Raw genomic sequence first — 12,186 nt, 5'->3', positions numbered from 1 at the left:
AAGAGTTTTAATGGTTACACAGAGTTGATCAGAGAAAATCAGAGGTTAGCAGAGGAAAATACAAGATGCCTAAGCTCTTACTGGTTGAAGATGACCCGAATCTGGGAATGTTGCTGCAGGAATACCTGAGCTCGAAAGGATACGATACCGACCTGGCTATCGACGGCAATCAGGGCTGGCAGCGGTTTGTAGACAACGCCTACGATCTGTGTCTGTTCGATGTCATGCTTCCGAAAAAAGACGGTTTTTCACTGGCGAAAGAAGTCCGGATGTCGGGCCGGGATGTGCCGATTATTTTCCTGACGGCCAAGTCGATGAAGGAAGACACCATCCAGGGATTCAGGATCGGGGCTGATGATTACATGACCAAACCGTTCAGCATGGAAGAGTTGCTGCTGCGGATTCAAGCCATTCTCCGGCGGTATCACAAAACCGACGAAATGCAGCAACCGGCCACCTATCAGATTGGCTCTTTTTCGTTCGATTTTGCCCACCAGCTCCTGACCCGCAACGGAACCGACGTCAAACTGACCAGTAAAGAGTCCGCCCTGCTCAAATTGTTCGCCCAGAACAAAAACCAACCGCTCAGCCGGAGTTTCGCGCTCAAGCTCATCTGGGGTGACGATTCGTATTTCAACGCCCGCAGCATGGACGTTTACATCACCAAGCTCCGCAAATACCTGAAAGAGGACGAGTCGGTGCAGATTGTTAACCTGCACGGCGAAGGATTTAAACTCATGGCGTAACGTTGCCGTATGTTATCTTTGTAGTCAGAAACCAATTGCGTTATGCTACGAAGACCCCGCAGAAATAGAAAATCGCCCGTGATCCGGGAACTGGTCCAGGAAAACTTCCTTTCGCTGTCCGACCTGATTTATCCCATGTTCGTGATGGAAGGCCAGGGTGTTCGCTCCGAGATTACGTCGATGCCGGGTGTCGCCCGGTTTTCGCTCGACCTGCTGCTCGAAGAAATGCAGGAATGCGTCGATCTGGGTTTGCGAACCTTTGCCCTGTTTCCCAATTTGCCCGAAAGCAAAAAAGATAAATACGCGACGGAAAGCCATAATCCCGCAGGTTTGTATTTGCAAGCCGTGAAGGCCATCAAAAGCCGCTTTCCCGAGATTGCCCTGATGACCGATGTGGCGATGGATCCGTATAGTTCCGACGGCCACGACGGGATTGTGGAGGAAAGCGCGAACGGTTTTGAAGTGGTGAACGACGAAACGCTGGTGGTGCTGGCTAAAATGGCAGTGGCGCAGGCCCGCGCCGGTGCGGACATCATCGGGCCGTCGGACATGATGGACGGACGCATCGGTTACATCCGCGAAGCGCTTGACAAGGAAGGCTTCACCAACGTGTCGATAATGGCCTATACCGCCAAATACGCCGGTGCTTTCTACGGCCCTTTCCGCGATGCCCTCGACTCGGCCCCGCGGTTTGGCGACAAGAAAACGTACCAGATGAACCCCGCCAACAGCCGCGAAGCCCTCATCGAAGCCGAGCTGGATTATGCCGAAGGGGCTGATTTCCTGATGGTAAAACCGGCGATGGTGTATCTCGATATCATCAAATTATTAAGCGATAACTTCGACCTGCCGATTGCTGCCTACAACGTCAGTGGGGAATATGCGATGGTGAAAGCCGCAGCCGCCAACGGCTGGCTCGACGGCGAACGCGCCATGCTCGAAATTCTGACGGCCATGAAGCGGGCGGGAGCCAAAATTATTCTCACGTATTTCGCGAAGGAAGTCGCCCAACTCCGGAAAAAGGCATGAGCACGATTTTAATACGAAATGCCCGGCTGGTGAATGAAGGCACCATTCGCGAAACCGATGTCTATTGCAAAGACGGTTTTATCGAGCAAATTGGTTCGGGGCTGAGCCAGCAGGCGGATACCGTCATCGACGCGGACGGTAATTACCTGTTGCCCGGTGTCATCGACGATCAGGTGCATTTCCGCGAACCCGGTTTGACCCACAAAGCGACCATTCATTCCGAAGCGCGGGCCGCGGTGGCCGGGGGCGTAACCAGTTTCATGGAAATGCCCAATACGGTTCCGAATGTGCTGACGCAGGAGTTGCTGGCCCAGAAATACGAGATTGCTGCGCGGACGTCGCTCGCCAACTATTCGTTTTTTATGGGCGGATCGAACGACAATCTGGCGGAAGTTCTGAAAACCGACCCGACAACCGTCTGCGGGATCAAGATTTTCATGGGTTCCTCGACGGGCAACATGCTGGTCGACAACGTGACGGTGCTGGAGGAAGTGTTCCGGCAAAGCCCGATGCTGATTGCGACACACTGCGAAGACGAAGCCACCATCCGGGCCAACACCGCCCGGTATAAAGAGCAGTATGGCGATGCCGCCACGGCTGAAATCCATCCGCTGGTGCGAAACGAGGAAGCCTGCCTGAAATCGTCGTCGCTGGCGGTGGAACTGGCCAAAAAACACAACACCCGGCTGCACATCCTGCACATTTCGACGGCCGACGAACTGGCCCTGTTTGACAACACGGTTCCGTTGAAAGAAAAGCGGATTACGGCCGAAGTCTGCGTTCACCACCTGTGGTTTGACGCCGACGATTACGCGCGACTGGGCAACCTCATCAAGTGCAATCCGGCTATCAAAGCACCCCATCACAAACCGCAACTCTGGCAGGCGTTGCTCGATAACCGGCTGGACATTATTGCCACCGATCACGCGCCCCACACCTGGGACGAAAAGCAGCAACCCTACTGGCAGGCACCCTCCGGTTTACCGCTGGTGCAGCACCCGTTGCTGCTCATGCTGGAAGCCGTTCAGCAGGGAAAACTGTCGATTGAAAAAGTGGTGGAAAAGATGTGCCATGCGCCCGCCGATTGTTTTCAGATCGACCGGCGTGGCTATGTTCGGGAAGGTTACTGGGCCGATCTGGTGCTGGTGGATCCGAAACAGAAAACCGCAGTGTCTAAAGAAAACATTCAGTACCAGTGCGGCTGGTCGCCCCTGGATGGAACGACGTTCGGGACGGCCGTTACTCATACCGTAGTTTCGGGGCATCTGGCTTACGCCGGTGGTTCGTTTAATGATACGGTGACGGGGAAACGGTTGCATTTTGTCCGGTAATAAAAAAGGCCGACTTTCCAGCCGGCCTTTTTTTACTATGTATTTCGCCTGTTTACGCTAACCTTCGTCGGTAAAAACATCGGTTGAGAATAGACAAGTATAGATTACTAAACTTCTCGTAACACCACGATTTTAACTGTTTTACCTCCTCTGGAATGAGGAGACCGATCGCTTTTTTTAATTCCTTCTCAAACAATTTCTTGTCAAAGCTAACTTTTTGAAGGATAGTTTTAATGTACTCCAGCATTGTTGCCATACCACATACTACGGTTTTTTGGTTAGAGTTTTGAGGAGCTACTCCACATTCAAAAGATGTTCAACTGAATCGGAAATGATCCGTCGGCATCTCTAAAATTGTAACGCATTCTACGTATTTTTGTTGCTCAAATTTAGAGATGAAATTTTTAAAATTCCAATTTTTAGTTGCATTATTTTTTTACGGCCTACTGAGCATGAAAGCGTTAGCCCAGGAGCCGTCGATTTCCATTGATTTGGGTGAAACAGACATTTCGATCGAACGGCCCTTTACCATCTCCGTTGTCATCAAAAACAGCGATTCCCGGCCTGTCGTTAACTTTCCCTCCATCAAAGGCTTCATTAAAAAAGGAACGGTTACCAGTGTTTCGCCCGCCGAAATGAATGGGAAAACCGTTGTTTCACAAGTGATTACCCAATCATATGCCGCTATACGTCCCGGCCAGTTCCGCTTGCCTCCGTTTGAACTGATCGTGGGCGAAACAACGATCCAATCCGAAGAGGTCATTATTACCGTTAAACCGCAACCCACTCCCGGCGATAGCGTCAGGGCGGTGGCTGCACCTCCGGAGACCATCGCCAAAAATGACGTTTTTCTGTCATTAAGTACCTCAAAAAGCTCGGTTTACACCGGCGAGGGATTTTCGCTAAAATTGTCTTTTTTTGTGGCCGAATCCTACCCATTCGAATTAACGTTTTATGAACTTGATCAGCAGTTACAACAACTTCTGAAAATAGTGCGCCCGGCCAATTGCTGGGAAGAAAATGAAGGAATTACCGACCTGTCGCGGCACACGGTTTTCTTCAACGGTAAACGTTATGCCGAATACCGCATCTATCAGGCTACCTTTTTTCCGCTCAATAAGCAATCCATCCAGATTCCGTCGGTTCGGTTGAATTTATTGCAATACCGCCCGGCGACTAAACCAGGGGGGGAGCGCAGGAAAGAGGTTGTCGCCTACACGACTCGCCCTTTGTCGGTGAGCGTTACGCCCCTGCCGCCCCACCCGCTCCGCGATCAGGTGGCTGTCGGACAATACCGGCTGATTGAAACGAGCCTGCGGAAGAACCCCGCCGTTGGGCAAAGTGTGCAGTATAATTTTCGGATTACAGGCGAAGGAAACATTGCATCGTTGCCCGCCCCGGTGGTGCCTGACTCTACGGCGTTCGATATTTTTCCGCCCGGCGAAAAAACCATCATCAACCGAAATAACGGTATCGTTTCGGGCTACAAAACCTTTTCCTACGCCCTCATTCCCCGCCAGAACGGCAATTTTCCACTGGCGTCGTTTTTTCAGTGGATTTACTTTGACCTGAAACAGCAGCGGTATGACACCCTGCAATCGGCTATTACGTTACGGGTTGGCGGAACGGCTTTGCCCGAAGGCGATACCGTCCGGGTGAGTTTACCGGGTTCGATTTATACCGGAATTGAGCAGACGGATAGTTCGCAGCAGCCGGTTAATCTCCAGGAAATGCTTCGATTGCTGGTAAATATCCTGCTGGTCGGCATGATTGTGGGAATGATGTATTTATTTTGGAGAAAATAGGCGTAGACAAGAGAAGTGAGACAAGAGAATAAAGAAAGGTCAGCAACGGTTTTTTAATCTCACGTCTCTTGTCTATCCTCTCACATCTAGAAAGAAATGAGCAGTACATACGGAACGCTTTTTAAAATAGCCACATTTGGTGAATCGCACGGCGCAGCGATCGGGGTCATCATCGACGGTTGCCCGGCCGGGTTGGACGTAGACACGGCTTTCATCCAGTCGGAACTGGATCGCCGGAAACCGGGCCAGTCGCGCATCACGACGCAACGGCGCGAAAAAGACGAATTTCAGGTGCTTTCCGGCATCTTTGAAGGCAAAACCGAAGGCACACCCATCAGCCTGGTGATCTGGAACGAAGACCAGCGTAGCAAGGATTATTCGCACATCTCCCAGCAGTTCCGTCCTTCGCACGCCGATTATACCTACCAGGAAAAGTACGGTGTGCGCGACTACCGGGGTGGTGGCCGTAGTTCCGCCCGCGAAACAGCCGCGCGCGTGGCTGCCGGAGCCCTGGCCAAATTGTTGTTGAAACAGCAGGGCGTCAGCATTCAGGCGTATGTGTCACAGGTTGGGAAACTGAAGCTCGAGACACCATATCAGCAACTCGAACTGGCAAAGGCCGAGGAGAACGCCGTTCGGTGTCCGGACCCGGAACTGGCGCAGCAAATGTTCGATTACATCGACGAAACCCGCAAGCAGGGCGATTCCATTGGGGGCATCGTGTCGTGCGTCATCACCGGCGCTCCGGTGGGTTGGGGAGAGCCGGTTTTCGATAAACTACACGCCGAACTGGGCAAAGCGATGTTGAGCATCAATGCCGTAAAAGGCTTCGAATACGGCAGCGGTTTTGCCGGCGTCGAATTGCATGGCTCGGAACACAACGATGAATTTTACATCGAACCCGGCGACGAAACCGGGCGCGTTCGGACAAAAACGAACCATTCCGGCGGGATTCAGGGTGGAATTTCCAACGGCGAGGATATTTATTTTCGGGTCGCATTCAAACCCGTAGCTACCATCATGCAGGACCAGGACAGCGTGGATGTCAACGGCGATCCGGTGGTGGTTTCGGGCAAAGGACGGCACGACCCGTGTGTGGTTCCGCGCGCCGTTCCAATTGTAGAAGCCATGGCCGCGCTGGTGCTGGCCGATTTTTATTTGCGGAACAAAGGCGCGAAAGTGTGATTTTTTCTGATTGGAGTCGCCGAACGGTACTTTTTGTCCTTTTTTCACTGGCAAGTTGGGCAATCATCGCCCAGCCGCTCCAGCGGTACACGTTCGACCGGGGACTGTTTGGTACCGAATTCCGGCAGATTTTTTACGCGCCCAACGACAGCGTTGCGCAATACGTTCGCCGGGCGGTCGATGCCCGGATGGATTCGCTCAATGTCGTCATGAGTGATTACCTGGACGGCAGCGAAATCAACCGGTTGTCGGCCACGGCGGGTTCGGGTCAATGGGTGGCGGTTTCCCCGGATTTGTTCGACATCCTCAGCCGGGCGGTTGCCATTGCCAAAGCTTCCGACGGTTTGTTCGACCCCACCATCGGCCCACTGTCGCAACTCTGGCGCCGGGCCGTTCGGCGCAAAATCTTTCCCACAAAACCCGAACTCCGAAAGGCCCACCAACGGGTCGATTACCAGTTGATCGAATTGAAAAAACCGGGTTTGGTACGGTTGAAAAAACCGGGTGTGCGGCTGGATGTGGGTGGTATTGGACAAGGCTACGCCAATGACGAAGGACTGAAGGTTCTTCATCGGTTGGGCATCAAATCTGCTTTGCTGGATATCGGGGGCGACATTCTGGTGAGTGACCCACCACCGGGTGAACGGGGCTGGCGGATTCTGATTGGCTCTGATGCCGATACGACGACCTTGCTCCTGCAAAATGTGGCAATTACTACTTCAGGTGCCACGCACCGGTATCTCGAACACAACGGCAAACGGTATTCACACCTGATGAATCCGCGGACGGGTCTGGGATTGCTGCACCACGCCCAAACGACGGTTTTGGCCCCCGACGGCACGCAGGCCGATGCGCTCACCAAAGTTTTCAGTGTCGCGGGAATTCAGAAAAGCAAGCGGCTGATAAAGCGGTTCCCGGGCGTAAGTGTCTGGATTACGGAAGAACGAAATGGGAAATGGAAGAAATGGCGTTCGGTTACTTCGACGTCGCCATCACCATTTTGATGTTCAGTTTGGCCCCGGTTTGCAGCACATCGACCAGATCCTGAACGGCCAGGGTTTTATCGACCCGTACCACAATCGTTGGTTCAGCAACATCCTTCAACACCGATTTCAGTTCCATTTCCAGGTTTTCGGGAGCAATGGGCGTTTTATCGATGAAATACTGCTTCTGACCATCGACCGACAATGTCACCTGTTTCTTGCTCAATTGCTGCGAAGAGGCCGCTTTGGGAAGCAATAGCTTGATGACGTTGGGATTCGCTACCGTCGAGATGATTAAAAAGAACAACAGCAGGAAAAACATGATGTCGTTCAGGGATGAGGTGGCCACCTCGGCGGCAAACTTATGTTTTCTTCGGAATTTCATGGAAGAAGATTCTAGAGAAAAGACAAGAGAAGAAAGACAAATAAATAGCGGTATGCGCAGTCTTTACGCTCTTGTCTATCGTCTCTGGTCTAAATAAAATTTATCGTACGCGGGCCGCTTCAGTCGGTTTTTGCAACACCTCCATGAATTCGAACGAGTTGATTTCCAGCTTCAGCGTGAATTTTTCAATGAACATGTTCAGCAGGTGATAGCCCGTGTAGGCAATGACCCCCACGATCAGACCGGCACCGGAGGTGATCATTTTTTCGTACAGACCACCGGCAATGATGCCGACACTGATGTTGTCAGACAGCGAAATATCGTAGAAAATCCGGATGATCCCCGAAATGGTCCCGATGAAACCCAGCATTGGCGCAATACCGGCAATAATTCCCAGGTAGCCCAGATTCTTTTCCAGCCGCGACAACTCGATTTGCCCGACGGTTTCCAGTGTTCCTTCAATTTCCCGAATCGGCGAACCGATGCGGCCAACGGCTTTTTCAAAAATCCGCCCGATGGAATTCCGCTGGTTTTTGCAGAATGATTCGGCCGATTTGATGTTGCCCTGCAAAACCATGTCTTTCACGTTGTCGATAAAATTATCGTCGACCTTCGTATTGTTCCGAATGAACAGCCAGCGTTCGATAATCATGTACAGGGCGAAAAAAAACAGGAGAGAGATCGGAATCATGACCCAACCACCTTTGGCGACCAGATCGAACAACTGCATGCTTTGGGCCGGGGCTACTGCCGTGGAATCGACGGCCGGAGCACCAGCCGTTGGAACTTGTAATAGAATCATGTGCTATGAATCAGATAAATCGGTTTTACTGGTTGCAATGGAACCGGAGCCGGGCAAACGTCTTCGTTCTCAACGTCCTCCCCGCCGGATTTATTGTTAACGACGGTTGTTCAAATATAACGAAACAATAAGCAGAATAGTCAGAAAAGTTACTGACTAGACCTTAATCAAAATCTTGCCGTGTCGGCCAGCCTGTTCGCTGTGTTCAACGGCTTTTTTAATTTCCGAAAGCGGATACGTCGCTTCAACCGGCACCTGAATCTGGCCACCAACGAGCAGCGTAATCACGTTGCGGGCCACGGTCTGCCGGGTCTGGCTATCGACCCGGCGCATCCAGTCGGTGAGCCAGAAGCCTTTGATGGTCAGTTCCCGGAAAATCATCAAGCCCACATTGAAAGACGGATTTTGCATGCTCAACACCCCGTAGAGGATCATCGTGCCGCCTTTCGCCAGGCATTTCAGCGCGTCGGAGGCCGTGTTGCCGCCCACGGCTTCCAGCACGCAGGTCACGCCCTTGCCTTCCGTGAGGGCTTTCACCCGGCTGGTCAGTTTCTCTTTTTCCGTATTGACGATGGCCGTGATGCCCAGGGCTTTCAGCTCGTCGTCAAGTTCATTGTGCCGAACCGTACCGATGGTTTGAATGCCTTTGAGTTTACACAACTGAATCACGAGCTTGCTAAACGACGAACCGGCGGCTGTCAGCAACACCCACTGTCCCGGCTGTAGACCCGATTCTTCGAGCATGGCGTAGGCCGAAAACGGATTGACGAACAACTGGGCGGCCACCTCATCCGAGAGAGCGTCCGGCACCGGAATCAAACTGCGCTGATTGGCCAGCACATACGCCGACCAGGCTCCGATGGCCGTGAAACTCACCCGAATCCCGGTGCGCATCGTAACGCCTTCCCCCAGCGCATCGACAATGCCAACGCCTTCGAAACCCGCGCCTGAGGGCAATTCGGGCTGAATACCGTACAGATTCTGCACGAACATCAGATCCGAGGGATTGATCGGGCTGGCGATGACCTTGATCCGGACTTCACCGGGGCCGGGTTCGGGCAGGAAGGTATCGATGACCTGAAGCGTGTCGGCAGGTTTTCCGATGGTTGCGAAGTTGACCGTCTGCATGGATACGACAAAAGCAATGGCGTGCGAAATATCACTTATTCGACAAAAGTACAATGCATTCGGTAGTTACTGACTGGATAATAGGTCAGAATGAACAAACTTTCTATTTTTGCGGCACAATACCACCCGGTCCCCACCGGCAACTAACCAACAGAAACCGATCTTATGAGTGAATTCTGGGCTTATCTCCAATTGGGCTTTGCGCACATTACCGATCCGGGTGGTTACGACCACATTTTGTTTGTCGTGGCTTTGTGTGCTATTTACAGCCTGAACCAGTGGAAACAAACCCTGATTCTCGTGACGGCTTTTACCATTGGCCATTCCCTTACGCTGGCGCTGGCTACCTTGCAACTCATCAACTACAGCACGGAGTTGATCGAACTGCTGATCCCGGTGACGATCCTGATTACGGCCATCAGTAATTTTTTCTTCAAAGTCCCCAAAAGCCGGTTTAACGAACAGCCCAAACAACCCCGGGGGCGGTATGTGCTGGCGCTCCTGTTTGGATTGATTCACGGCATGGGTTTTTCCAATTACCTCAGGAGTTTGCTGGGGCAGCAATCCAGCATCATAAAACCGTTGTTTGCGTTTAATATCGGGCTGGAATTTGGCCAGATTTTTATTGTATTTGGCGTGTTGACCATGGCCTTTATCCTGATCGAAATCCTCAAAGTCCGCCGACACGACTGGAATCTGATTATCTCCGGTACCGTCGCCGGGATGGCACTCTCCCTGATCATCACCAACCCCTATTTCGCCTGACGGCATTGCGACCGTCAACGCAGCCAGGTGCTGGTTGCCAGGCCTTTGTACACGAACAGGAACTAGGAAAATAACAGGGATAAATAGAAACTTTAGTAGCATTGCGGTTTCCGGCAACCGTTCGATAGATATTGTTTGGCGGTTTTTAGTAACTTCATAGCCATATTCATCTACAAATTATATTCTGATACCTAACTATGAAGTTGAGATTCTCCCTGTTGGTTGCAGGATTGACTGCAATAGTATTTGGTGCGGGGGCCCAGGCACCACCTTCGCCAACCTACAAGGCCAACGATCGTTTTGAACAAATGGGCTCGATGTTACCCACGCCCAATACCTTCCGCACGGCTTCAGGCTCACCGGGCCGTGATTTCTTCCAGAACCGGGCCGACTACGATATTAAAGTTGAACTCGATGATGCCAATCAGAAGATCATCGGATCGGAAGTGGTGACGTATTTCAACCATTCGCCCGATGAACTGAAATACATCTGGCTGCAACTGGAGCAGAATCTCTTCGAAAAAGGCTCAATTGGCGGCATTTCCCGAACGGGTAGTGTGAATGAAACGGGCATGTCGGCGGCTTCACTGGGTGCGCTGACTGCAACGGCGGGCCGGGGACGCGGGCCAACCGCCAACCGGGATTTTGGCTACAAGATCACCGCTGTGAAAGACAAAACCGGTAAGCCTCTGAAATACACCATCAACCAGACAATGATGCGGATCGACCTGCCAGCCCCGCTGAAACCAGGTCAGAATTTCGTGTTCGCCGTCGACTGGAATTACCTCATCACCGAATACTACGGACGAAGCGGGTACGAATATTTTCCGAAAGACGGCAATTATAATTACTTCATCGCCCACTGGTTTCCGCGGCTGGCGGCTTACGACGACGTGAATGGCTGGCAGCACAAGCAGTTTCTGGGGCAGGGTGAGTTTACGCTGATTTTTGGCAATTATAAGGTGGCCATCACGGTTCCCAACGACCACGTTGTGGCGGCTTCGGGCGAGTGCCAGAACTACAAACAGGTGTTGACGCCTACGCAAAGCCAGCGGCTGCAGAAAGCCGCTAACTCCAAAACGCCCGTTGTGATCGTGACGCAGGACGAAGCCGTAGCCGCTGAAAAGGCGAAACCGACCGGCAAGAAAACCTGGATTTACAAAGCCGACAACGTCCGGGATTTTGCCTTTGCCTCGTCGCGCAAATTCATCTGGGACGCCATGCAAACCGACGTCTACGGTGATGGGAAAAAGATCTGGAGCATGTCGTTTTACCCCAAGGAAGGCAATCCACTCTGGGGCCAGTATTCGACCCGAACGGTGGAACATACCCTGAAATCCTACGGCAATCGCACCTTCAAATACCCGTATCCGGTCGCCATTTCGTGCCACGGAACTGCCGGAGGTGGCATGGAATACCCGATGATCAGCTTCAACGGCGGTCGGCCTGAACCCGACGGAACGTATTCCGAAGCGGTGAAAGCCGGGATGATTGGGGTGATTATTCACGAAGTGGGTCACAACTTTTTCCCGATGATCGTCAACTCCGACGAGCGGCAGTGGGCGTGGATGGACGAAGGGTTAAACACCTTTTGTCAGTACTTGGCCGAAAAAGAATGGGACTACAAATTCCCGACCCGGCGCGGAGAACCCCAGCAGATTGTCGATTACATGAAATCCGACAAATCGGTGCTGTCGCCCATCATGACCTCATCGGAAAACGTGATCAGTCTGGGACCCAACGCCTACGCCAAACCGGCCACGGCCCTGAACATTCTGCGCGAAACCGTCATGGGCCGCGAACTGTTCGACTACGCTTTCAAGGAATATGCCAATCGCTGGGCCTTCAAAAACCCCACCCCGGCCGATTTCTTCCGCACCATGGAAGATGCTTCCGGCGTCGATCTGGACTGGTTCTGGAAAGGCTGGTTCTACGGCGTCGAACCTGTCGATCAGGATCTGGTCGAAGTCGACTGGTTTACGCTCAACACCCAGAATCCCGAAATTGAAAAAGCCCTGGCCCGCGCC

12 protein-coding genes are annotated in these 12,186 nt (G+C 52.4%); 8 read left to right on the top strand and 4 right to left on the bottom strand.

Going from position 1 to position 12,186, the window contains the following annotated elements:
- Positions 1-65 precede the first annotated feature (65 nt).
- From FH871_RS30125 to FH871_RS30115, 3 genes are read left to right on the top strand one after another with little or no spacing between them, the layout of a single operon-like run.
- Positions 66-746 carry a response regulator transcription factor gene (locus tag FH871_RS30125; protein WP_138995060.1) on the top strand — a complete coding sequence of 227 codons (681 nt, stop codon included), beginning with the start codon at positions 66-68 and terminating at the stop codon, positions 744-746.
- A 42-nt stretch (positions 747-788) separates the two neighbouring features.
- Positions 789-1,775, top strand: coding sequence for a porphobilinogen synthase (gene hemB / locus FH871_RS30120; RefSeq protein ID WP_138995059.1), 987 nt, complete (start codon positions 789-791; stop codon positions 1,773-1,775).
- Complete coding sequence (locus FH871_RS30115; RefSeq protein ID WP_138995058.1) at positions 1,772-3,106, top strand: dihydroorotase; 1,335 nt, start codon at positions 1,772-1,774, stop codon at positions 3,104-3,106. Before hemB ends, FH871_RS30115 begins: the two co-directional genes overlap by 4 nt.
- A gap of 52 nt (positions 3,107-3,158) precedes the next feature.
- Here the strand turns inward: FH871_RS30115 and FH871_RS33860 are convergent, their stop codons facing one another.
- Positions 3,159-3,362: a hypothetical protein gene (locus FH871_RS33860; protein WP_114404339.1), complete on the bottom strand. Its 204-nt coding sequence runs from the start codon at positions 3,360-3,362 to the stop codon at positions 3,159-3,161.
- Between the two features lie 196 nt (positions 3,363-3,558).
- Here FH871_RS33860 and FH871_RS30105 point away from each other — a divergent pair, with 196 nt between their 5' ends.
- From FH871_RS30105 to FH871_RS30095, 3 genes are all read left to right on the top strand, one after another.
- Entirely contained in the window at positions 3,559-4,911 is a 1,353-nt protein-coding gene (locus FH871_RS30105; RefSeq protein WP_171063002.1) for a BatD family protein, read from the top strand.
- Between the two features lie 96 nt (positions 4,912-5,007).
- Positions 5,008-6,096, top strand: a complete 1,089-nt coding sequence (aroC, locus tag FH871_RS30100; RefSeq protein ID WP_138995056.1) for a chorismate synthase — start codon at positions 5,008-5,010, stop codon at positions 6,094-6,096.
- On the top strand, positions 6,093-7,100 hold the full coding sequence (locus FH871_RS30095; protein WP_306439256.1) for an FAD:protein FMN transferase: 1,008 nt from the start codon (positions 6,093-6,095) through the stop codon (positions 7,098-7,100). The genes aroC and FH871_RS30095 overlap by 4 nt, the downstream gene beginning before the upstream one ends.
- Here FH871_RS30095 and FH871_RS30090 read toward each other — a convergent pair.
- From FH871_RS30090 to FH871_RS30080, 3 genes are all read right to left on the bottom strand, one after another.
- On the bottom strand, positions 7,072-7,464 hold the full coding sequence (locus FH871_RS30090) for a biopolymer transporter ExbD (protein WP_114404336.1): 393 nt from the start codon (positions 7,462-7,464) through the stop codon (positions 7,072-7,074). The two genes, FH871_RS30095 and FH871_RS30090, sit on opposite strands and share 29 nt — an antisense overlap.
- Positions 7,465-7,564: 100 nt before the next feature.
- Positions 7,565-8,266 (bottom strand): MotA/TolQ/ExbB proton channel family protein, encoded by a 702-nt coding sequence (locus FH871_RS30085; RefSeq protein WP_138995055.1) that lies wholly within the window; start codon positions 8,264-8,266, stop codon positions 7,565-7,567.
- 156 nt (positions 8,267-8,422) lie between these two features.
- Positions 8,423-9,394 carry a zinc-dependent alcohol dehydrogenase family protein gene (locus FH871_RS30080; RefSeq protein WP_138995054.1) on the bottom strand — a complete coding sequence of 324 codons (972 nt, stop codon included), beginning with the start codon at positions 9,392-9,394 and terminating at the stop codon, positions 8,423-8,425.
- A 165-nt stretch (positions 9,395-9,559) separates the two neighbouring features.
- On the opposite strand from FH871_RS30080, the gene FH871_RS30075 reads away from it, so the two are divergent.
- Both FH871_RS30075 and FH871_RS30070 read left to right on the top strand, forming a co-directional pair.
- Positions 9,560-10,159 carry a HupE/UreJ family protein gene (locus tag FH871_RS30075; protein ID WP_138995053.1) on the top strand — a complete coding sequence of 200 codons (600 nt, stop codon included), beginning with the start codon at positions 9,560-9,562 and terminating at the stop codon, positions 10,157-10,159.
- 197 nt (positions 10,160-10,356) lie between these two features.
- Positions 10,357-12,186: M1 family metallopeptidase (locus FH871_RS30070; RefSeq protein WP_138995052.1), on the top strand; the 1,830-nt coding region annotated here is incomplete at its 3' end.

Origin of the sequence: Larkinella sp. C7 (genome assembly GCF_006149005.1) — a bacterium.
Taxonomy (GTDB): domain Bacteria; phylum Bacteroidota; class Bacteroidia; order Cytophagales; family Spirosomataceae; genus Larkinella.
Note: the sequence above shows the minus strand (reverse complement) of the source record. Positions and strands in the feature narration are given on the sequence as shown.

What these genes read in the sequence shown, in the direction of transcription:
- FH871_RS30125 (WP_138995060.1), top strand. Translation starts at nt 66, where the DNA reads ATGCCTAAGCTCTTACTGGTTGAAGATGACCCGAATCTGGGAATGTTG.
- hemB (WP_138995059.1), top strand. Translation starts at nt 789, where the DNA reads ATGCTACGAAGACCCCGCAGAAATAGAAAATCGCCCGTGATCCGGGAA.
- FH871_RS30115 (WP_138995058.1), top strand. Translation starts at nt 1,772, where the DNA reads ATGAGCACGATTTTAATACGAAATGCCCGGCTGGTGAATGAAGGCACC.
- FH871_RS33860 (WP_114404339.1), bottom strand. Translation starts at nt 3,362, where the DNA reads ATGGCAACAATGCTGGAGTACATTAAAACTATCCTTCAAAAAGTTAGC.
- FH871_RS30105 (WP_171063002.1), top strand. Translation starts at nt 3,559, where the DNA reads ATGAAAGCGTTAGCCCAGGAGCCGTCGATTTCCATTGATTTGGGTGAA.
- aroC (WP_138995056.1), top strand. Translation starts at nt 5,008, where the DNA reads ATGAGCAGTACATACGGAACGCTTTTTAAAATAGCCACATTTGGTGAA.
- FH871_RS30090 (WP_114404336.1), bottom strand. Translation starts at nt 7,464, where the DNA reads ATGAAATTCCGAAGAAAACATAAGTTTGCCGCCGAGGTGGCCACCTCA.
- FH871_RS30085 (WP_138995055.1), bottom strand. Translation starts at nt 8,266, where the DNA reads ATGATTCTATTACAAGTTCCAACGGCTGGTGCTCCGGCCGTCGATTCC.
- FH871_RS30080 (WP_138995054.1), bottom strand. Translation starts at nt 9,394, where the DNA reads ATGCAGACGGTCAACTTCGCAACCATCGGAAAACCTGCCGACACGCTT.
- FH871_RS30075 (WP_138995053.1), top strand. Translation starts at nt 9,560, where the DNA reads ATGAGTGAATTCTGGGCTTATCTCCAATTGGGCTTTGCGCACATTACC.